Origin of the sequence: Idiomarina rhizosphaerae (assembly GCF_024159085.1) — a bacterium.
GTDB lineage: Bacteria > Pseudomonadota > Gammaproteobacteria > Enterobacterales > Alteromonadaceae > Idiomarina > Idiomarina rhizosphaerae.
In genome coordinates this window covers 91,498-113,172 of record NZ_JAMZDE010000005.1, presented here as the reverse complement: position 1 = coordinate 113,172, position 21,675 = coordinate 91,498, and the positions used below count along the sequence as shown (strand labels likewise).

The window sequence follows — 21,675 nt, the reverse complement described above, 5'->3', positions numbered from 1 at the left end:
AAAAGTGGCGGTAAAAGGACTGCAGCACATTCCACTGACGGTACTTAAAGGTGTGGGCGAAAAGGTTGCGGTTAAGCTGCGCAAGCTGGGCTTAGCCTCTGTCAGTGATGCACTGTTGCATCTACCGCTGCGATACGAAGACCGTACTCAGGTAACTGACGTTGCAAATTTACGTGCGGGTGTGGCTACCAATGTTCTGGTCACGGTGCGGCACGCCGATATCAAGTACGGCCGTAAGCGTATGCTGATTTGTCAGGCCAGTGATGAAACCGGCAGTATCAGTCTGCGCTTTTTTCAATTTAGTGCGGCTCAGTTAAAGCAATTCGCACAAGGCACTCAGTTATTAGCCTTTGGCGAAGTGCGCCGGGGCATGACCGGCTGGGAGATGATTCACCCCGAGTATCGAACGGTCAAAGCTGGCGAGCCATTGAATATGCAGGAAACTCTTACGCCGGTCTACCCCACGACGGAAGGCGTGACTCAGGGAATTTTGCGTAAAATCATCGAACAGGCACTGGCGTATCTTCAGCCCGGTTCTTTACCTGAACTTCTGCCTGAAAATTTAAGACCCCATCAACTTTCTCTCGAGCAGGCTATTTTGACTCTGCACCGGCCGCCGGTGGATGTTCCCCTGGCACTGCTGGAGCAAGGCGAACATCCGGCGCAGCAGCGGCTGGCATCGGAAGAGCTTATTGCTCATCAGCTCAGCTTGTTGCAGCTACGCCAGGCGCGACAGGCTCAGGCGGGCTTTACCATAACAGGCAATGGTGCTTTACAAGAGGCATTTTTAAAGCAATTGCCGTTCTCACCCACTGGTGCGCAGGCAAGAGTGGTGAAAGAAATTACCGACGATATGGCTCAAGGCCAACCAATGATGCGGTTAGTGCAGGGCGATGTCGGCTCAGGCAAAACACTGGTCGCTGCGCTCAGTGCTCTGGCAGCCATTGAAGCCGGATACCAGGTGGCTCTAATGGCACCAACCGAGCTTTTGTCTGAGCAGCATGCCATTACTTTTAGCCAGTGGCTGATGCCGCTGGGCGTCAATGTCGGTTGGTTGAGTGGCAAATCGAAAGGTAAGTCCCGTCGGGAGTTGCTGACACAGTTAAAGCAGGGTGAAATTCATTTACTGGTTGGTACCCATGCGTTGTTTCAGGCGGATGTTGAATATCAGCGTCTGGCATTAGTTATTATTGATGAGCAGCACCGTTTCGGTGTGCACCAACGGTTACAATTACGCGAAAAAGGCGTTCAGGCGGGTGTGCACCCTCATCAGCTGATTATGACTGCAACACCCATTCCGCGAACTTTGGCTATGACCGCCTATGCCGATCTTGCCACCTCGGTAATTGATGAACTTCCACCCGGTCGCACACCGGTCACTACGGTTGCCATTCCGGACACCCGGCGGGAGCAAATTGTGGATCGAGTGCGCGAGGTTTGTGCCACTGAAGGCCGTCAGGCGTATTGGGTCTGTACCCTTATTGAAGAGTCCGACGTACTTGAATGTCAGGCGGCAGAAGACACCGCCAACGACTTGCAGGAGCAGTTGCCGGGCTTAAATATCGGACTGGTGCATGGCCGGCTTAAACATGAGCAGAAAGAGCAGGTCATGCAGGCGTTTAAAGCGGGTGATATTGACTTATTGGTCGCAACGACGGTCATAGAGGTTGGAGTGGATGTTCCCAATGCGTCGCTCATGATCATTGAGAACCCGGAGCGGTTAGGTTTAGCGCAGCTGCACCAATTGCGCGGGCGCGTTGGTCGGGGTTCGGTTGCCAGTCATTGCGTGCTGCTGTATCACAGTCCGTTATCGCAAACGGCGCAACAGAGGCTGGGTGTTTTACGCGAAAGTAACGACGGCTTCGTGATTGCACAGCGCGACCTGGAAATTCGTGGGCCGGGTGAATTGTTGGGTCACCGACAGACCGGGTTAGCCGAATTAAAAGTGGCTGACTTAGAGCGCGATGAGGCGTTAATACCAGAAGCCCAGAATATTGCTCAGCACGTATTAGAGCATTATCCGCAAAGCGCAGAAGCGCTAATTGAGCGTTGGTTACCGCGTCGCGATCACTATGCTCAGGTGTGATCATCAAGTACACTAGTACAAAATCAGTTCGGGATAGTTAAATGAACGATAAAAACGAAGAATCCATTGATTTCGGGTACCAAAAAGTAGCCCGTAATCAGAAAAAAAACCTGGTCGCTGATGTCTTTCAGTCGGTAGCGGCAAAATACGATGTTATGAACGACTTAATGTCGTTTGGCATTCATCGTTTATGGAAGCGTTATACCATTGACTGCAGTGGTGTGCGCCGTGGTATGAAGGTATTGGACATTGCCGGTGGAACCGGCGACTTAACGGCTCAGTTCTCACGTCGTGTCGGTGCTGAGGGCGAAGTTGTGCTGGCCGATATTAACGACGCCATGCTGAAAGTGGGTCGAGACAAGCTGCGTGACAGAGGCATTATTGGCAATGTTCGTTACGTGCAGGCTGACGCGGAAGAACTTCCGTTTGATGACAATACCTTTGATGTTATTACCATTGCTTTTGGCTTGCGTAATGTCACTGACAAAGACAAGGCTCTGCGTTCTATGCTGCGGGTGCTGAAACCTGGCGGTCGGGTATTAATTCTTGAGTTTTCTAAGCCGGTATCGGCTACGTTGAATCAGGTGTACGACTTTTATTCGTTCAACATTTTGCCAAAAATGGGGCAGGTTGTTGCTAACGACTCTGACAGCTACCAGTATTTGGCGGAATCTATCCGTATGCACCCGGACCAGGAAACACTGAAGTCAATGATGGAAGCTGCTGGCTATGAGAAAGTTGACTACCAGAACATGACTGGTGGCGTAGTCGCACTGCACCGAGGGTATAAGTTCTGATGACGTTATTACCGCTTATTCCAATTTTGTTGGTCGAGAAGTTAGCAAACAATGTGCTGCACCGTGACCCGGAATCGGCGGAGCGCTTGCAGCGGCTGGACGGCAAGCGCCTGCGTTTTCACCTGAAGGAGCTGCCCTTTGAAGTCACTGTGAGTGTCGATGCTCACGGTGTTCAGCTTAGTACCTCCGATGACAGCGAAGTAGACTGCCGTATTGCAACAGAAATGGGTGTACTGCCTGAGTTGCAGGATACCGCTAACCTCACGAGGCTGATAAAAGCGGACTTACTGGATATTGATGGTGACCCCATGCTGGCGCAACAAGTGGTTAGCTTGTTTAAGTCGTTGAACGTAGACTGGGAAGCCGAACTGGCGAAAACCGTTGGTGACGCGCCGGCCTACTGGCTGGGTAAGCTGTGGCGACGCAGCCGCGAGCAGGTAAAAACACATTGGCAACAGCAGCAGCGCTGGGTGCATGGTGTGTTGACTGAAGAGAAAAAATTATTACCGGTAAGAGCTGAATTTGATCAGTTTAAAACCGATTTACAACAGCTGCGGGCTCAAATCGAGCGCCTTGAACGCCAGTGTCGTGAGAAGAAGGGTTAATGATGCGGACGCGTCGCTTTTACAAAATTACCAAAACACTACTGAGTTACGGGTTAGATGATCTCATCCCTGCGCGTTGGTTGCCCTGGACCATTCGTTTAGGCCGCCATGCTTTTTTCTGGTTGCCCAATAAGCATAAAGACAAGCCTGCCGGTGTACGTTTAAGACTGGCGCTGGAAGAGCTTGGGCCAGTGTGGGTTAAGTTTGGTCAAATGCTCTCGACCCGCCGCGACTTACTGCCGCCTGATATTGCAATTGAACTGGCACGCCTGCAGGACAAAGTGCCTCCTTTCGATGGTCATGCCGCACAGCGTATTATCGAAAAGTCCTTAGGCTTGCAGAGCATCAATGACTGTTTTACGGATTTTGACACAACGCCTTTAGCCTCAGCGTCAATTGCTCAGGTGCACACCGGAAAGCTGAAAACCAGAGACGGTGAGTTAACGGATATTGTCATAAAGGTTATTCGCCCGGATATCCGTGAGACCATTAATGCGGATTTAGAATTGATGGAAACCCTGGCCTCTGTAGCCGCGCATCATTTGCCCGACGGGCGGCGTTTAAAACCTAAAGAAGTGGTTAAAGAGTATCGCAAAACCTTGCTGGATGAGCTGGACTTAATGCGCGAAGCCGGTAACGCGATACAGCTCAAGCGCAACTTCGAAAACTCCGACATGCTTTATATTCCCGTGGTTTACAGTGACTACAGTCGCCATAACGTGATGGTAATGGAGCGCATTGATGGCATTCCCGTGAGTGATATTGCCACCCTGAAAGCCCGCGGCGTAGATATGAAGAAACTGGCCGAGCGGGGCGTTGAAGTCTTTTTCACCCAGGTGTTCCGCGACAGCTTTTTTCATGCCGACATGCACCCGGGTAACATTTTTGTGGCGAAAGACGATCCATTGAACCCGCGCTACATCGGTATTGATTTTGGTATTGTCGGAACCCTGAACCGCGACGACAAACGCTATTTGGCCGAGAACTTTCTGGCGTTTTTTAACCGCGACTATCGTAAAGTTGCGGAGCTGCATGTTGACTCAGGCTGGGTCCCGAAGCATACCAATATTGAAGAGTTTGAATCTGCCATAAGAACGGTTTGTGAGCCTATTTTTGAGAAGCCGTTGGCGGAAATTTCATTCGGACATGTGCTGATTAACTTATTTAATACGGCGCGACGCTTTGAAATGGAAGTGCAGCCGCAGTTGGTATTACTGCAGAAAACTCTGTTGTACATTGAAGGTTTGGGGCGCCAGTTGTACCCGGAACTGGACCTATGGAAAACCGCTAAACCCTTCCTTGAACGTTGGATGAAGGAGCAGCTTGGCTGGCGTGCAATTGTGCGGTCGGTAAAAGAGAATGCGCCGTACTGGGCGGAAAAACTGCCGGAAATGCCAATGATGTTGTATGAAAACCTTCGCCAACAACATAATATTGACGAGCGCGAGCGAGAGTTACGCAAGCAGCAGTTATTAACTCAAAGACAAGCATCGACTTCGTTGTTCTGGACTGTGTTAACTGGCAGCGGCTTAATTTGTACGACATTGCTCTGGAATCAGACTGAGCTTTCAGAAGTGACTGTTGGTGCGGGTATTGTCACGGCGCTGCTGGGCATTATGGCCTGGCGGACTCGTCCGAAAACAACGAATAGTGAATTTGTTTAACTTAAACGGTAGGAAATAACATGGGTGTATCACCTTGGCAGTTACTCATCTTGTTGGTCATTGTTGTATTACTGTTTGGCACCAAGCGTCTGCGTAGCCTGGGTTCAGACTTAGGTAATGCGGTAAAAGGCTTTAAAAAGTCTATGGGTGACGAGAATGACAGCAAAGATAAAGACGACTCTTTGCAGCACAAAGAAGAACATGACGATAAGTCCAATTCGGATAAATCCGGGAAATCTTAAATGTTCGATATTGGTTTCTGGGAGTTATTGCTGATTGCCATAGTAGGCCTTCTGGTACTTGGTCCCGAGCGCCTGCCTTCGGCTATCCGTGGCTTTCAGAGAACCTTATCGGGTATTAAGCAGTACTCTCAAAAAGTACAGAATGAGCTTGACCACGAGCTGCGTATAAAAGAGCTGCACGAACACTTGAAGCAAGCAGAGAGTCAGGATCTTGAAAACTTAAGTCCGGAACTGCAACGCTCGCTAGTTGAATTAAGAAGTGCAGCAGAAGAGGTTCAGCGACCATACTCTAAGCCAGATTCTGAACCTAAAGAAAAGCCCGGAACCGACGTGGGTAAAGGTAATGAGTGACTCCCCTTTATTAAATCATTTGCTGGAGCTCAGAAGCCGACTATTACGCTCGGTATTGGTTATTCTGGTTGTGTTCGCTGCGCTCGCTTACTTTGCCAATGACATTTACCACTTTGTCGCCCAGCCGCTGCTGATGAACATGCCTGCTGGCTCGCAAATGATAGCCACAGACGTTGCCGCGCCTTTTTTCACGCCTTTTAAGTTAACTCTGGTTGTGGCGCTGGCTCTCACCGTTCCCTATTTACTGTGGCAAATATGGGGCTTTATAGCGCCGGGTTTATATGGTCGCGAGAAGCGTCTGGTGATTCCGCTTTTGGCTACCAGCACTTTGCTGTTTTATGCCGGTATCGCCTTTGCCTATTTTGTGGTTCTGCCTCTTGCCATGGCATTTTTTAGCAGTGCAGCGCCGGAGGGTGTCACGGTTGCAACCGACATTTCCCGTTATCTGGACTTTATTCTGGCGATTTTCGTTGCCTTTGGTATTGCCTTTGAAACGCCGGTTGCCATTATGTTGTTGATCTGGACCGGCACCTGCACTCGCGAATCATTGGCTAAAAAACGGCCTTATATTATTGTTGGTGCGTTTGCTATTGGTATGTTGCTAACCCCTCCCGATGTTATTTCACAAACTTTACTAGCAATACCTATGTGGTTGTTGTTTGAGTTAGGTTTACAAGTTAGCCGTTGGTATACACCCACCCAGCAGGAAGACGACGATGTGGTTTGATGCCGGTGTGAATTTAACCAACAAACGGTTGTTGAACGATCTGGACGGGGTTATGGCTCGTGCCGAGCAGGCCAATGTGCAAAAGCAGCTGATTATATCGACCTCTATTGAAGAGGCAGAACAAGCCGCTAAATTGTGTCAGCAGTTTCCTGAGAAGTTGCTGATGAGCGTGGGTATTCACCCACACGACGCCGGCGAAGCGCCGGCAAACTACAAAGAGCAGTTGCGCGAATTGTCCGGGCTGCCCTATGTTGTCGCTATTGGTGAATGTGGTCTGGATTTTAACCGGAACTTTTCTCCCCGCGATGCGCAGGAAGAGGTATTCGTTGCTCAAATTGAGTTGGCTAATGAGCTAAACCTTCCGCTGTATTTACATGAACGCGATGCAATTGACCGTCAAATAGAACTGTTAAACCAGTATTGTAATGACTCAACGCCCTGCTTAACTCATTGCTTTACCGGTGGCGTTGAAGCGCTCAACCGTTATGCTGAGCGGGGGCATTGGTTTGGCATTACCGGCTGGATCTGTGATGAGCGACGTAACCAGGAACTGGTGTCAGCTTTGCCGTATCTGCCTCTGAGCAGGCTGGTGCTTGAAACGGATGCACCGTTTTTATTACCTCGGGGGCTGAAGCCGCGCCCTAAAATGAATGAGCCTGCGCTTTTACCGGTAATTGGGGAAGCTCTGGCTAATTATCTTGAGGTGTCGGTACAGCATTTAGCCGAGCTGACCTATGCTAATACGGAACGGTTTTTTGGGCTGGGAGAGAACAGTGACTAAAGCTTCCGGAGTAAGTGCATTGCAGTGGCTATTTTTAGCTCTAGTGGCTCTGCTTTTTTCTGCATCCGCTGCTGCGGCGCAAATACTTCCCGAGAACCAGTCGGAGCTGGCAATTGAATACACTAACAGTCAGCAAAAGCTGGACTTAGAAACCGCAAAAAACTTACCTTCAACTGACTGGCGTAAACTGGATACAGACCGCGCTTCTTTTGGTTACACCACTGATGAATATTGGTTTCGTTTTAAACTCGACGCTAAGCCTTACGACCGTATTTTGCATATTGCCTACCCTTTGCTCGATGAGCTGACTATTTATGTGATGCAGTCCGAAGGGGTAAGAACCTATCTTATGGGTGACACAATTCCTTTTAGTGACCGGCTAATACCCACCTCAGAATTTGCGGTCCCCTTGTCAGAAGGCACAAATGGCGAAATTTATATCAAGGTGAATACGCAAAGTTCTATGCGTCTTCCCATTGCTGTACGCACAGAAGTTGGCTTTTTTGAAACACAAATGAGCCGTCGTATTGCCGAAGGAGTTTACTTTGGCGTACTGCTTTGTATGGCGGTTTATAATCTTTTCGGTTTTATTGCGTCACGCGAGCCGGAATTTGGTGTGTATTCGCTTTATACGTTATTTTTTGCCGGGTTGATGCTGTCATTAGAGGGGCTTGGCTTTCATTATTTATGGCCTGACTCTCTGTATTTGCAGGATAAGGGAATTCCTATATTTGGTAGTCTAACCTTTCTAACCGCTGCCTTGTTTGCTTATCAGCTCCTTGAACTAAAACGTTACCGATACACTTGGGGCAGAGGGTTGATGGTGATGGCCTTCCTTGCTGGTTTGAGTCTGCTAATTGCTATTTTTGCCAACTATCGGGTTAGCATTCATGTGTTGTTGAGTTTAGCTGTGCCTGGTTGTTTATTCCTGCTGGTTGTGGGTGTATATATGTGGCGTAAGGGTTTTGTTTACGCCCGCATTTTCACCTTAGCCTGGTGTAGCTTGCTCGTTTCTGTAGTTGTGAACTCTCTCGGGTATCTGGGCATCATCGACAGCATGTTCATTCAGCGTCATGCTATTATGATAGGTTCAGGTATTGAAATTCTACTGTTGTCCTGGGTTCTGGCTGTGCGTTACAGCGAGCAACGTAAAGAACGGCTGCAGGCCGAGCAACGTTATAATCGTGAGCTGGAAGAAAGTGTTGATGAACGTACGTTCGAGCTACAGGTCGCTCTGCGCGAACTTCAGGACGTTAATACGGAACTGGAACAGAAAAATACCGAAGATCCTTTAACCGGTTTGTATAACCGTCGTTATTTCCAACAGCATCTGGAACGTGAACTGCGGCGCACATTACGCCGCGAGTTACCGCTTGCATTATTGATGATCGACGTCGACCATTTTAAACCCGTGAACGATACCTATGGTCATCTTGCTGGAGATCAAATTCTGCAGCAGTTGGCAAAATTGATGCAGCAACACGCAAAACGGGCCGCTGATATTGTCTGTCGTTATGGTGGAGAAGAGTTTGCCATTATCTTGCCGGAAACTGACCTTCAGGAGGCTGAAACTTTTGCTAGTCAGTTACTGGAAACGGTTCGTAATACCGAATTTAAAACCGATGCCGGTTTGCTTAAGATCACGCTGAGTATTGGGGTGATCTCCACTAGCGTACGTATTTTTGATAATGTAGATGAGCTTTTTAAAGCAGCAGACGATGCGCTATATGCAGCTAAAAATGAAGGCCGTGACAGATTAGCGGTGCAGTAACCAATCAGGAGTCAAGAATGACAAATCAGGGTACTTTTCCGGGCAGGCGCCTAAGACGTTTACGCCGCCACGATTTTAGCCGGCGGCTGGTGGCAGAAAACCAGTTAAGCGTGGATGATTTAATTTACCCTATGTTTGTTCTCGAAGGTGAGAATCAGCGTGAGCAGGTCAGTTCAATGCCTGGCGTTGACCGTGTGAGCATTGACTTGTTGTTGCAAGAATGCGCTCAGTTGGTTGCCTTGGGTATTCCTATGGTTGCTTTATTCCCGGTGACTCCCGCTTCGGCTAAGTCGGAGATGGCTGAGGCAGCTTATGATGATAACGGTCTGGCTCAGCGTGCAGTCAAAGCCATAAAAGCTGAGTTTCCGGAGCTAGGAGTAATGACCGATGTAGCTTTGGATCCTTTTACAACTCACGGTCAGGACGGCATTCTTGATAACAGCGGGTATGTAGTCAATGACGTTACCACTGAGGTTCTGGTAAAGCAGGCGGTGTCCCACGCGCGGGCAGGGGTAGATGTTGTGGCTCCGTCGGACATGATGGACGGGCGCATTGGCGCTATTCGTTCAGCACTGGAAGCCGAAGGGTTTATCAACACTCAAATTATGGCGTATTCGGCTAAATATGCCAGCGCGTTTTACGGCCCATTCCGCGACGCGGTCGGCTCTGCAGGCAACCTGAAGGGGGCTGACAAAAAGACCTATCAGATGGATCCGGCTAATTCAGACGAAGCCCTGCAGGAAATTGCACTGGATATTCAGGAAGGTGCTGACATGGTAATGGTGAAGCCGGGCATGCCTTATTTAGACATTGTGCGCCGTGCAAAAGACAACTTTGGCGTGCCGACTTTTGCGTACCAGGTCAGTGGTGAATATGCCATGCTGCAGGCCGCCATTAAAAATGGCTGGCTGGGTCAGGACGTTATTGAAGAAAGTTTGCTGGGTTTCAAGCGGGCGGGCGCTGACGGCATTCTTACCTACTTTGCAAAATCGGTAGCTGAACGTCTGGCAACGAAAAAACGCTAAGCTGTGATTTCATTGGCAAGTTGTGCGAGTAGCCCTTCGCGCAACGCACCTGTCGTCACCTCAAAATCGTCCACACTAAGTGCCTTCAGCACAGCCAAAAGTATGGTGATTCCGCCCATTAGAACAGCACGGCGGTCATCACGTAATCCGGCAAAATTCAGCCGTTCAACTTGCCCTTGCCGGATACAACGCTGAATCAACTCACTTAACCAGCTTTGAGTAAGCCTCGGTTGTTTCTCCGCCGCCGCTATTTCGGTAAGCGCGCGAAAAGTACCCGATGCGCCAAGAACTCGTAGCCATCCATGTTGCTGATAATCAGCGATGTAGGGCGTAATAAGCTTAGCCGCGGCCTGAATAGCTAGTTCTACGTTATCCGGGGTAATCTCTCCACCTTTAAAGAAACGGTTTTGAAATACCACACATCCCATATCCAGACTATTAAGCACATTAGCCTGGGTTCCATTACCGGCTACAACCTCGGTACTGGCACCGCCAATATCAATAACCAGAACTTTATCCCGGCATTGCGACGCACTGCAAACCCCCGCATAAATAAATTCAGCTTCACGCTCTCCGGTAATAACTTCAATAGGGAAGCCTAAAGTCGACTCAAAGCGTGCAAGAAGTTCTTTTTGATTACTGGCTTTGCGCAGCGCTGCTGTCGCTACCGCTTTTACCGCAAAGGGCTGGAAGCGTTCAAGTTCTTTGGCGAACAGGGTAAGGCAATTTACGCCGCGGGAAATGGCAGCGTCGTCTATGCTGTCATTGTCATTCAAGCCGTCGGCTAAACGAACTTTCTGTTTATGCTGGGAAAGAATTCGGGGCTTAGGAAAGAACCCCGTCATTGAAACTTCTGCCATCAACAGGTGAAAACTGTTGGATCCCATGTCGATGGCAGCAAGTTTGCGCTTTTTGGCTGGCATATTATGACGCGTTGCGCGGAGGTCCCGAGCGACGGCCGCGAGGTTTACCCTTGCCTCCGCCTGAGTTATGACGACGACGGCGCTGAATTGGACGTGGACGTCGTAAATCAGAAAGCAAAGCATCGCCATCGTATTTGGTGACCGGAATGGTGTGACCAATATAGTCTTCAATAGCCGGTAAGTTGTATACGTACTCTTCGCACGCCAGGCTTATTGCAGCGCCACTGGCTCCTGCACGACCTGTGCGGCCTATCCGGTGCACATAGTCTTCGCAGTCATCCGGTAAGTCGAAGTTATAGACATGAGTGACTTCGGGGATATGCAGACCACGTGCAGCGACATCGGTAGCAACTAAAAAGTCGAGCTTTCCTTCGGCGAAGTCTTCCAGAATGCGTAAGCGCTTTTTCTGCGGAACATCGCCAGTCAACAGGCCCGCACGGTGCTCGTTCGCGACCAACCAGCCATGCACTTTCTCGCAACCGTGCTTGGTGTTGGCGAAAACAATGGCTTTATCCGGCCAGTCTTCTTCAATTAATGTTAGTAGCAACGGAAACTTTTCGGGTTTAGAAGGGTAAAACAGTTCTTCAGTTACCCGTGTGGCGGTTTTTTGTAACGGTTCCACTTCGAGTTTAGTCGGTGCATTCATATGCTCGTAAGCCAGTTCCTGCACACGATAAGACAATGTTGCAGAGAACAGCAGGTTCAGGCGCTTGGATGGATCCGGCATTTTTTGCAATAAATAGCGAATGTCATCAATAAAGCCAAGATCGAACATGCGGTCGGCTTCGTCCAGCACCACAACTTCAATATCGTTAAGGCTAAATAGACCCTGCTTATAAAAGTCGATAAGACGACCCGTGGTGCCGACCAGTATGTCGGGTTGTGCCGCCAGTTGTTCTTTTTGACCTTCGTAGCCTTCGCCGCCGTATATAACGCCCATTTTCAAACCGCAATGCTCAATGAGGGCATCAGCATCGTGTGCTATCTGAATAGCGAGCTCCCGAGTCGGTGCCATAATCAATGCGCGTGGGCCCGATTCGGTTTTTTCGGACGATTCGTTCTGCATTAAGCGGTTGAAAGTAGCCAGCAGAAATGCCAAGGTTTTGCCTGTACCTGTCTGAGCCTGACCAGCAACATCGCGGTTAGACAGAGCAACGGGCAGACTTAACGCCTGAATTGGAGTACAATACTCAAATCCGGCACTGGATATTGCTTGCTGGATTTTGGGGTGAAGCGCCAAATCAGCAAAGCGAGTTTCTGTAAGATGTTTTTTAGTCATAAGTTATAAGCATATCAGTTTGCGCTTGTATTCAAAAACAGAAATAATACTATTCTAATATTTCCACGCGAAGAAAGTAGCGGAGAGTACCATGAGTGACGTAATAGTTCAGCTAAGTGATGACAGTTTTGATGCTGATGTCATAAATTCCGATAAACCCGTATTAGTCGACTTTTGGGCTGAATGGTGTGGGCCTTGTAAAATGGTAGCACCTATTCTTGATGACATTTCCAGCGAATACGCTGACAAATTAGTTATTGGTAAGCTGAACGTCGACCATAATGAACAAACCCCACCTAAATACAATATTCGTGGCATTCCAACGTTATTGTTGTTTAAAGGCGGCGAAGTTGTCGGAACTAAAGTGGGCGCATTATCACGCGCTCAATTGACTGAATTTTTAGACCAGCACATTTAATGATTATCAAAAAAACGGCGTGTTATGCGCCGTTTTTGTTGAGAAAACTGGACGAATCGCTTTTTTGGTGATAACTTCTGCTCATTAACTGTTCATACGGGTTCACCAACTCCACCGGTTAGCCTGTTTTTAAATGAAACGTCTGTTTCTGGTTTCGCACTTCGCGAATTCCGAATGTTCCAATTGTTTTACTTTCTAGAGTCAAATTAAAAAAGGCTTTGTGTTCAATCGATAACTCGAAAACCCTCCTATGAATCTAACAGAACTTAAAGATAAACCCGTAAACGAGCTGGTTCAGCTCGCGGACTCAATGGGCCTTGAGAATATGGCCCGCTTACGTAAGCAAGACATTATTTTTGCTATCTTAAAAGCTCACGCTAAAAGTGGTGAAGACATTCACGGCGGCGGTGTGCTGGAAATTTTGCAGGATGGCTTTGGCTTCTTGCGTTCAGCCGACTCGTCTTACTTGGCTGGACCGGACGATATTTACGTATCACCAAGCCAGATTCGTCGCTTTAACCTGCGTACGGGTGACACTATCGGCGGGAAAATTCGCCCACCGAAAGACAGCGAACGTTATTTTGCCCTGCTGAAAATTCGTGAAGTTAACTTCGACAAGCCTGAAAACTCCCGCAATAAAATCTTATTTGAAAACTTAACGCCGCTACACGCGGAAGAGCGTTTTCATTTAGAGCGTGGTAATGGCAGTAAAGAAGATATCACTGCACGGGTACTGGATTTATCAGCGCCAATTGGTAAAGGCCAGCGTGGTCTTATTGTCGCACCACCGAAAGCCGGTAAAACCTTGTTGCTGCAAAATATTGCGACTTCTATCGCGGCGAATCACCCTGATGCTGAACTGATCGTTCTGTTGATTGATGAGCGTCCGGAAGAAGTTACCGAAATGCACCGTCTGGTGCATGGCGAAGTGGTTGCTTCAACCTTTGATGAGCCTGCCAGCCGTCACGTTCAGGTGGCTGAAATGGTTATTGAAAAAGCCAAACGTCTGGTTGAGCACAAAAAAGACGTGGTGATTTTGCTGGACTCAATTACTCGTTTAGCTCGTGCTTATAACACTGTTATTCCAAGCTCGGGTAAAGTGTTAACCGGTGGTGTTGATGCCAACGCATTGCACAAACCTAAGCGTTTCTTTGGTGCTGCGCGTAATGTAGAAGAAGGTGGTAGTTTAACCATTATTGCAACCGCGCTTATTGATACCGGTTCGAAGATGGACGAAGTCATCTACGAAGAGTTTAAAGGTACCGGTAACATGGAGCTGCACCTGAATCGTAAATTGGCTGAACGCCGTGTGTTCCCTGCCATTGATTTCAACCGTTCAGGTACGCGTCGCGAAGAGTTGCTGACCACGCCGGACGAGCTTCAGAAAATGTGGATCCTGCGTAAAATCATGCATCCAATGGGCGAAGTTGAAGCCATGGAGTTCCTGATTGATCGTCTGCAGATGACCAAAACCAATGACGAATTCTTCGAATCGATGAAACGTCAGCGCAACAGCTAAGTGGCGTATGAAATATCAAGATCTGCGTGACTTCATCGCGCTCCTGGAGGAGCGCGGTGAACTTAAGCGCATCCAACAAGAAATAGACCCCTACCTCGAAATTACCGAAATATCAGACCGTACGTTAAAAGCACAAGGCCCGGCCTTATTGTTTGAAAACGTAAAAGGCCATGATATGCCGGTATTAGCTAACCTGTTTGGTACACCTGACCGGGTGGCTTTAGGTATGGGTCAGGAGTCGGTAACCGCTTTGCGGGATGTGGGCAAATTGCTGGCCTTTTTAAAAGAGCCGGAGCCTCCTAAAGGCTTTCGCGACGCGTTGAATTTATTGCCTAAGTACAAAAAAGTGCTGAGCATGTCGCCAAAAAGCATTAAAAAGGCTCCGTGTCAGCAAGTGGTTATGAGCGGCGATGACGTTGACTTAACCAAGCTGCCGATTCAGCACTGCTGGCCGGGCGACGTTGCGCCTTTGGTAACCTGGGGTCTTACGGTTACTCGCGGTCCGCATAAAGAACGCCAGAACTTAGGCATTTACCGCCAGCAACTCCTAGGTCCGAATAAGCTCATTATGCGCTGGTTGTCGCATCGCGGCGGCGCGCTGGATTTCCAGGAGTGGTGTCAGCAGCATCCGGGCGAGAAGTTCCCGGTGTCAGTTGCTTTGGGTGCCGACCCTGCGACTATTTTAGGTGCCGTAACACCGGTGCCGGATAGCTTGTCGGAATACGCCTTTGCCGGTTTGCTGCGCGACAGCAAAACCGAAGTAACGCAGTGCCTCAGTAATGACTTACAAGTACCGGCGCACGCTGAAGTCATTCTTGAAGGTTATATAGAGCCGGGCGAGATGGCACCTGAAGGCCCTTATGGCGACCATACCGGTTACTATAACGAAGTGGATGAGTTTCCGGTGTTTACCGTGACTCATGTTACCCATCGTAAAGATCCGATTTACCACAGCACCTATACCGGACGTCCACCGGACGAACCTGCTGTGCTGGGCGTTGCTTTAAATGAAGTTTTTATTCCGTTGCTGCAAAAACAATTCCCAGAAATTGTCGATTTTTATTTGCCACCGGAAGGCTGTTCGTACCGTTTGGCCGTAGTCACTATGAAGAAGCAGTACCCGGGTCATGCGAAGCGTGTGATGATGGGTGTCTGGTCTTTCTTACGTCAGTTTATGTACACCAAGTTTGTGATTGTGTGCGACGACGACGTGAATGCGCGTGACTGGAAAGATGTTATCTGGGCTATGACAACCCGGATGGATCCGGCACGTGATACGACCCTGGTCGAAAATACGCCGATTGATTATCTTGATTTTGCTTCACCGGTTTCAGGACTGGGCTCGAAGATGGGAATGGACGCCACCAATAAATGGCCGGGTGAAACTGACCGTGAGTGGGGCGAACCTATTGTCATGAGCGACGAGGTAAAACAGCGTGTTGACGAGCTGTGGGACGAACTGAATATTATGGAGTCGTGAATGAGTCAACAAATGACCTGTAAAGCTGAAATTTCGCGCCAGTTGGCGGATGCTGTGTGGGAAGTGCGTTTGCAACTGCCGCAGCCGGTTGAGTTTAAAGCAGGCCAGTACCTTATGGTGGTGATGGGTGAACGCGATAAGCGGCCTTTCAGTATTGCCTCGTGCCCGTCCAATAAAAGTGAGTGGTTACTTCATGTGGGCGCCACGCCGGACAATAGCTATGCAATGGAAGTGTTGGATAAAGTGCGTGCCGACGGGGAATTAGAAATTGACGCGCCGGATGGCGTTGCTTTTTACCGTCAGGAAAACACTAAGCCGGCAGTGTTAATTGCTGGTGGCACCGGTTTCTCTTACACCTATTCTATTTTGCAGCAGCACTTACGTTTGTCGCCAGAGCGGCCTCTGACCCTTTACTGGGGCGCAAAAAGCTTAAGCGACCTGTATTTGCATGACGAACTGGAACACTTAGCAAGCCAATATGAGCACTTTGATTATCATCCGGTGGTCGAAGACGCGGATAATAACTGGGCTTATTCTATTGGTTTAGTGCACCACGCGGTTATGGCTCGTGAGCAAAGCCTGCCTGAGTGTGAAATTTACATGGCTGGCCGCTTTGAAATGATACGCGTTATTCGCGACGATTTTGTCGCTAAAGACGTACCGTTAGAAAACCTTTACGGCGACGCTCTGTCCTTTATTTAATTGCACTGAAAGTAAATTTGTTTAACTAACAAGCTGCGTTATACTGACGCCGCTTTACCAAGGGGTGCCGGCAACGGCTGAGATGCGAAAGCGAACCCTTAAAACCTGATCCGGTTAATACTGGCGTAGGGATGGTAGAAAACCCGTCTAATACAGCCTTACCGGATCGTTTCTGACTTTGTTTTGAGGAAATGATCCATGAAAATAATCAATTCATATTTAGCCGTCAGCATTACTGCGGCGCTATCCAGTGTTCCCGCTTTTGCCTTTGCAGCAGAAGATACACAAGATACAAAAGACATTGAAATTATTGAAGTGAGTGGTGACTTTCACCGCCGCACCCTAAATGAAACCACCAGCAGTGTTTCAATTATCGATAAAGATGCGATGCAACAGCGTCATTCCCAGCATTTACAAGACACTTTGAATAGTTTGGCCAACGTGAATTTCTCAGGTGGTACTTCCACTGCTCGTTTTATTCAAATTCGTGGTATTGGCGAGCGCTCTCAGTTTGTTGATCCTGTAACGCCCTCGGTCGGTTTGATAATTGATGGTATTGATTACAGCGGGTTAGGCAGTGCCGCGTCGCTTTTCGATATCGATCACGTGGAAGTGTTTCGCGGTCCGCAAAGTGGACGTTTTGGTGTGAACGCTATGGCCGGTTTATTGTTGCTGGATAGCACCGCACCGAGCAGCGACTTTAACGGCCAGTTTCAGTTGTCGGCAGGAAACTATTCCGAAGCGATGGGCGGCCTTGCTATGGGTGGAAACCTTGGGGTGTTAGGTAACGCTCGCTTCTCGATCAGTCAGTTTCAGCAAGACGGTTACATTGAAAATACCTATCTTGAACGCGACGACACGGAACAGCGCGACGAACTCTCTGCCCGCTTCAAGTTGGATACCGAGCTCAGTAAAGACTGGCTGCTGCAAACGGTTCTGCATTATAACGATGTCGACAATGGCTACGATGCGTTTAGTCTCGATAATACCCGCGAAACCTTGTCCGACGAGCCCGGTTTTGATCGCTTAAAAAGTCAGGCATTGCGCCTGCAGCTCAGTTACCTGGGTTTTGACAACAGCCGTGTGGAAATGTCTGTTAACTACCTGGATGCAGACACCGGCTACGCTTATGACGAAGACTGGACCTATGAAGGTATCGCTCCGGGCTGGGAATACTCAGCTTTTGACGCGTACTTCCGCGACCGTGACGACAAAACCGCCGAAGTTCGTTGGGTCTCCGATGAACCCGAAAGCCTGTTTGGCATCGACAGTGAATGGGTTGTAGGTTTGTACTATTACGACAAGTCGGTACAGCTGACACGTGACTATTTTAACTGGGACTTAGGCCAGCCAAGTATTTTCAACAGTGATTACGACAGCAACCACCTCGCCATTTATGGTGAGTTCACTCAGCACTGGAGTGACCGTGTCAGTACCATAACGGGCTTGCGGGTAGAACGTTACGACAATGACTACCTGGACAGCCGCGGTATTACTGCTGAGCCTGAAGACACCATGGTGGGAGGTAATTTCAGTGTCCGCTATCAGGCGTCTGACGACAGCTATCTGTACGCGACTCTGGCTCGCGGATACAAAGCCGGCGGCGTTAATGGTGAAGCCTTAGGAAAAGCTGAAGATCAGGGGCTGGAAGAATTAGAAAATTACTTACTAGACCGCTCAACCTTTGCTCCGGAAACGCTCTGGAGTACCGAATTTGGCGTTAAAGGCAGCAGTGCCGATGGGCGGTTAACCTCAAGAGTCAGCGCATTTTACCATTGGCGTGACGACGTTCAGCTCAAGGGTTGGGTAAACCGTGATCAGTCTTTTGTAGGTTACATTGAGAACGCCGCTGAAGGCACAGGTTACGGTCTGGAAGCGGAAATTCGTAACCAGTTTACGGACTGGTTGGCGGTTTTTGCTTCGGCTAGCTGGTTAAAAACTGAAATTGAAGGCTTCGTCACCGAAGATGGCACCGATATGACCGGGCGGGAGCAGGCTCAAGCCCCCAACTATCAGTTGAATATTGGTTTTGAGGGTTGGTTAGGTGAGAACTTCCAGTGGGTGATTCAGGCTGATGCAAAAGATGAGTTCTATTTCTCCGATTCGCATAATCAGAAAGCGGACAGCATGGCTGTGCTGCATCTTGCGCTAAACTATCATTATCAGGATTGGCGAATCAGTCTGTGGGGACGTAACTTAACAGACGAAGATTATGAAATTCGAGGTTTCTATTTTGGTAATGATCCGCGTGAGGAATATGTGCCGGAAACTTACGTCCAATACGGTGAGCCACGTCGCTTTGGCATTACTGTCAGTAAATCGTTTTAAGGGGGCTTAATATGCGAGTTTCAGTAGAAATGTCGCTGTATCCATTGGCTGAAAATTATCTGGATACCATTAAAGATTTTATTGAGCGTTTAAACCAGCATTCAGAACTAACGGTTCTGACCAACACCATGAGTACCCAAGTGTTTGGGGAAATGCAGGATGTTATGCGAATTTTAGGCGACGAAATGGAACTGCTTTTTCAGAACGTGCCCTCTAATGTTCTGGTATGTAAGTTTATTAATAAAGACCTGAGGCCGGATAATGCCTGAGTCTTTGCTTGAATCCTGGCTTGAGCAGCTGATGGTCAGTTCCCCATGGGAGCTGACGGCTTTAGTCATGGCTTTGGGGTATTTAGTGCTGGCGGCGCATCAGCGCCAGTGGTGCTGGGCTGCTGCTGCGGTCAGCTGTACTATTTACGCTGTGTTGTTCTGGCAAGGCAGGCTATACATGGAGTCCTTGCTGCAGACTATTTATATTGCTTTGGCAGGCTATGGCTGGTGGCAATGGCAGCGTCAGCAAAGTGCAGCAAAGGAGAGCCCGGACGGCGCGAAATACCCGCTACGCTGGCATCTTTTACAATGGGCTTGGTTGGTTCCCCTGGCAGCCGGTATTGCTTATTTGCTTTCGGTTTATACCGACGCAGATGCCGTATGGCTCGATACTTATACAACAATATTCAGTTTGCTGGCCACATGGTTGGTCACCAAAAAAGCGTATGAAACCTGGTGGTACTGGCTGATTATAGACAGTGTTTACGTTTATTTGTACGCCAGCAAAGGCTTTGTCGCCACCGCCTTGTTGTTTGTGGTTTATCTAATACTGGTGGTTTATGCCATGTGGCGCTGGCGTCATGACATTTCGCTGAAATCTGCGAGTGAAGCCGGGTGATTGGTCGGCCCCGTGAAATACAGATGCTTGCGTCCGGGCAGTCGAATCAGACGTTGCGACTGCAAACAGATACTGAAGATTATGTGTTAAAACGTTGGCGCTATGAACAGGTATTCGCGGTTGATCGTGAACTTGAAGTATCCATACAAAAACAACTGGCGCAGAAGGCTCTTGCTCCCGAAGTTTTAGACTACGATGTTGACCAGTGCTGGCTTTTACAGCCTTACTATCAGGCTCCGTCTTTACAGCAAGTTACGCTGTCGCCTTTAATTAAAGCCACTGTACTGGCTGAAACGCTGTCGAAAATCCACGATACACGAGTTGATATTCCGGCCTGGTCTATGGCTGAGCGGATCGAGCACTATTTGCAACAGCTGCGTTCGGTCAATTCGGTCGTTGCTGCGCAAATGAGCCAAAAATTATCACCTATGCGACCCCTGTTAGAGGACTGGCTCAGTTATCCGGTGTTATGCCATAACGATTTATCCATGAATCATATTCTAATGATGGATCCTATCCGGGTTATCGACTGGGAATACGCGGGTATTGGCCACCCCCTGTTTGATATTGCCAGCGCAATTGTGGTGAACGAACTCAGTGACGACGTGGCGGTTCGCTTAATAACTGAGTACGAAAAAATAACCCATTATCAAATTGATCGGCAACGTTTGGCACAATGGTGTGAGTTTGTGGAATGGCTGAATAAAGTATGGCAGCATCTATTTCGACACCTTTCTTAAAGCGAACACATTGCCATGACTGATAAAAAATTGACTGAACGCGTTTACGGCTACTTGGCTGAAGACGAAGATGCTCGCGTCTGTAAGGATATTCCTGAGTCTGCCTGTAACGAGCAACCGCGTTCATTCGTTTTGATGTTGTTGTCGTTAACTCTGACCAAACTGGGTGACAGCTTAGTCAGCGCGCGCCTTGTGTTGCCGTGGATGTTGAGTTCGCTGGGCGCCCCGGCGATGTTTATTAGCGCTTTAGTGCCTTTACGGGAGTCCCTTGCTTTATTACCCCAGCTCTTTGTTGCTCAAAAGCTCCGTGAACAGCCGGTACGCAAATGGTTCTGGGTTGCAGGCAGCATTGGTCAGGCTGTCTCGTTGCTGGCGATGCTGTTTGCGGTAGCAACTTTAGATGAATCTGCACTGGGCTGGTCTGTGGTTGTTTTACTGGCAATATTTAGTTTGTCGCGAGGCATCTGTTCCGTGGCGAATAAAGATGTCACCGGTAAAACGGTGTCTAAAACGCGTCGTGGACGAATGTCCGGTGTAGCAGCTTCCGCCGCCGGATTACTGACGCTGTTAACCGCACTGGTTATTATATTTGCACCGGATATGGAAGGTCAGCGCTCATTATTTGTTGGACTATTGGGTACCGGTGTTGTGCTCTGGTTTGCCGCGGCTTTACTTTATGCGGGCATTCCTGAGGTTGCTGGTGCAACCGAGGGCGGCGGTAACGCGCTGACCGAAGCGTTCAAATCAATGTCTTTGCTGTGGCAGGATCGTCAGTTTGGACACTTTGTCATTTCGCGGGCGTTACTGGTCGCCGCCGCTTTTGCTATTCCTTATATTGTTGTTTTGATTCAGCGTCAAGGTGAGTCAGAACTGACCAGCCTGGGCAGTTTAATGCTAGCCAGTGGGCTCGCAGGCTTACTAGCAGGGCGCTTTTGGGGGCGTTGGTCCGATTCTGCCAGTCATCATGTGATGGCGGCAGCTTCCGTTATGTCGACCCTGGTAATGGGAGCCGCCCTGGCACTTTATTACTGGCTCCCAACAGCATTAGGTGCACCGTGGGTGGCGGGGCTACTATTGTTTAGTTCGGCGGTTGCACATCATGGGGCACGAGTAGGCAGAAAAACCTATCTGGTTGATATGGCAACGCAAGATAATAGAGCGCAACTTACGGCGGTATCCAATACTGTGATGGGTGTCGTGCTTTTAGCGGGGCTGTTACTGGGCTGGGTTGATGCTGCTTATGGCGTTGCCGCTGTTTTATGGGTACTGGGAGCTATTGGCGTACTCGCGACTCTTACAGCCTTAAGATTGCCAGACGTATCAGGTGACACGTCTGGCTAACCGGGCTA

At 49.0% G+C, this 21,675-nt stretch carries 21 protein-coding genes and 1 riboswitch; of the genes, 19 read left to right on the top strand and 2 right to left on the bottom strand.

The genetic code is table 11. From position 1 onward, the window contains the following. Positions 1-4: 4 nt before the first annotated feature. The 10 genes from recG to hemB are packed head-to-tail and all read left to right on the top strand — an operon-like array spanning position 5 to position 10,049. Positions 5-2,086: an ATP-dependent DNA helicase RecG gene (gene recG / locus NJR55_RS04600; protein WP_253618250.1), complete on the top strand. Its 2,082-nt coding sequence runs from the start codon at positions 5-7 to the stop codon at positions 2,084-2,086. A 41-nt stretch (positions 2,087-2,127) separates the two neighbouring features. Continuing rightward, on the top strand, positions 2,128-2,883 hold the full coding sequence (gene ubiE / locus NJR55_RS04595) for a bifunctional demethylmenaquinone methyltransferase/2-methoxy-6-polyprenyl-1,4-benzoquinol methylase UbiE (RefSeq protein WP_011235599.1): 756 nt from the start codon (positions 2,128-2,130) through the stop codon (positions 2,881-2,883). Then, positions 2,883-3,488, top strand: coding sequence for a ubiquinone biosynthesis accessory factor UbiJ (locus NJR55_RS04590; RefSeq protein ID WP_110013436.1), 606 nt, complete (start codon positions 2,883-2,885; stop codon positions 3,486-3,488). The genes ubiE and NJR55_RS04590 overlap by 1 nt, the downstream gene beginning before the upstream one ends. 2 nt (positions 3,489-3,490) lie before the next feature. After that, entirely contained in the window at positions 3,491-5,152 is a 1,662-nt protein-coding gene (gene ubiB / locus NJR55_RS04585) for a ubiquinone biosynthesis regulatory protein kinase UbiB (protein WP_253618587.1), read from the top strand. A gap of 20 nt (positions 5,153-5,172) precedes the next feature. Then, the gene (tatA, locus tag NJR55_RS04580; protein WP_253618249.1) at positions 5,173-5,394 is read left to right on the top strand and encodes a twin-arginine translocase TatA/TatE family subunit; all 222 of its coding nucleotides are present in this window, start codon (positions 5,173-5,175) and stop codon (positions 5,392-5,394) included. Next, on the top strand, positions 5,395-5,745 hold the full coding sequence (tatB, locus tag NJR55_RS04575) for a Sec-independent protein translocase protein TatB (protein ID WP_253618247.1): 351 nt from the start codon (positions 5,395-5,397) through the stop codon (positions 5,743-5,745). Beyond that, positions 5,738-6,472, top strand: a complete 735-nt coding sequence (gene tatC, locus NJR55_RS04570; RefSeq protein ID WP_253618245.1) for a twin-arginine translocase subunit TatC — start codon at positions 5,738-5,740, stop codon at positions 6,470-6,472. Before tatB ends, tatC begins: the two co-directional genes overlap by 8 nt. Then, positions 6,462-7,253: a TatD family hydrolase gene (locus NJR55_RS04565; RefSeq protein WP_253618243.1), complete on the top strand. Its 792-nt coding sequence runs from the start codon at positions 6,462-6,464 to the stop codon at positions 7,251-7,253. The genes tatC and NJR55_RS04565 overlap by 11 nt, the downstream gene beginning before the upstream one ends. Continuing rightward, on the top strand, positions 7,246-9,024 hold the full coding sequence (locus NJR55_RS04560) for a sensor domain-containing diguanylate cyclase (protein WP_253618241.1): 1,779 nt from the start codon (positions 7,246-7,248) through the stop codon (positions 9,022-9,024). The genes NJR55_RS04565 and NJR55_RS04560 overlap by 8 nt, the downstream gene beginning before the upstream one ends. A 17-nt stretch (positions 9,025-9,041) precedes the next feature. Beyond that, positions 9,042-10,049: a porphobilinogen synthase gene (gene hemB / locus NJR55_RS04555; RefSeq protein ID WP_253618239.1), complete on the top strand. Its 1,008-nt coding sequence runs from the start codon at positions 9,042-9,044 to the stop codon at positions 10,047-10,049. On the opposite strand, the gene NJR55_RS04550 is transcribed toward hemB, so the two are convergent. Both NJR55_RS04550 and rhlB read right to left on the bottom strand, forming a co-directional pair. Continuing rightward, positions 10,046-10,936, bottom strand: a complete 891-nt coding sequence (locus tag NJR55_RS04550; RefSeq protein WP_253618237.1) for a Ppx/GppA phosphatase family protein — start codon at positions 10,934-10,936, stop codon at positions 10,046-10,048. The genes hemB and NJR55_RS04550 overlap by 4 nt on opposite strands. Positions 10,937-10,973: 37 nt before the next feature. Further along, positions 10,974-12,251, bottom strand: a complete 1,278-nt coding sequence (gene rhlB, locus NJR55_RS04545; protein ID WP_253618235.1) for an ATP-dependent RNA helicase RhlB — start codon at positions 12,249-12,251, stop codon at positions 10,974-10,976. A gap of 91 nt (positions 12,252-12,342) precedes the next feature. Between rhlB and trxA the strand changes: the two genes are divergently transcribed. The 9 genes from trxA to NJR55_RS04500 all read left to right on the top strand — a co-directional run bounded on the left by trxA (position 12,343) and on the right by NJR55_RS04500 (position 21,667). After that, positions 12,343-12,669 (top strand): thioredoxin TrxA, encoded by a 327-nt coding sequence (gene trxA, locus NJR55_RS04540; protein WP_253618233.1) that lies wholly within the window; start codon positions 12,343-12,345, stop codon positions 12,667-12,669. Positions 12,670-12,919: 250 nt separating this feature from the next. After that, positions 12,920-14,188, top strand: coding sequence for a transcription termination factor Rho (rho, locus tag NJR55_RS04535; protein WP_011235587.1), 1,269 nt, complete (start codon positions 12,920-12,922; stop codon positions 14,186-14,188). 7 nt (positions 14,189-14,195) lie between these two features. After that, a complete protein-coding gene (ubiD, locus tag NJR55_RS04530; RefSeq protein ID WP_253618231.1) occupies positions 14,196-15,668 on the top strand; it encodes a 4-hydroxy-3-polyprenylbenzoate decarboxylase in 1,473 nt (490 codons plus the stop codon). After that, positions 15,669-16,370, top strand: a complete 702-nt coding sequence (gene fre / locus NJR55_RS04525) for an NAD(P)H-flavin reductase (protein WP_253618229.1) — start codon at positions 15,669-15,671, stop codon at positions 16,368-16,370. It abuts the gene before it with no gap. Between the two features lie 50 nt (positions 16,371-16,420). Then, positions 16,421-16,519: riboswitch (TPP riboswitch) on the top strand. A 49-nt stretch (positions 16,520-16,568) separates the two neighbouring features. Continuing rightward, positions 16,569-18,698, top strand: coding sequence for a TonB-dependent receptor (locus tag NJR55_RS04520; protein WP_253618227.1), 2,130 nt, complete (start codon positions 16,569-16,571; stop codon positions 18,696-18,698). Positions 18,699-18,709: 11 nt separating this feature from the next. Continuing rightward, complete coding sequence (locus NJR55_RS04515; RefSeq protein ID WP_253618225.1) at positions 18,710-18,967, top strand: YkoF family thiamine/hydroxymethylpyrimidine-binding protein; 258 nt, start codon at positions 18,710-18,712, stop codon at positions 18,965-18,967. Beyond that, positions 18,960-19,586 (top strand): nicotinamide riboside transporter PnuC, encoded by a 627-nt coding sequence (gene pnuC, locus NJR55_RS04510; protein WP_253618222.1) that lies wholly within the window; start codon positions 18,960-18,962, stop codon positions 19,584-19,586. Before NJR55_RS04515 ends, pnuC begins: the two co-directional genes overlap by 8 nt. Then, positions 19,583-20,326 carry a phosphotransferase gene (locus tag NJR55_RS04505; protein WP_253618220.1) on the top strand — a complete coding sequence of 248 codons (744 nt, stop codon included), beginning with the start codon at positions 19,583-19,585 and terminating at the stop codon, positions 20,324-20,326. The genes pnuC and NJR55_RS04505 overlap by 4 nt, the downstream gene beginning before the upstream one ends. 15 nt (positions 20,327-20,341) lie before the next feature. Further along, positions 20,342-21,667 carry an MFS transporter gene (locus NJR55_RS04500; RefSeq protein WP_253618219.1) on the top strand — a complete coding sequence of 442 codons (1,326 nt, stop codon included), beginning with the start codon at positions 20,342-20,344 and terminating at the stop codon, positions 21,665-21,667. Positions 21,668-21,675: the final 8 nt, after the last annotated feature.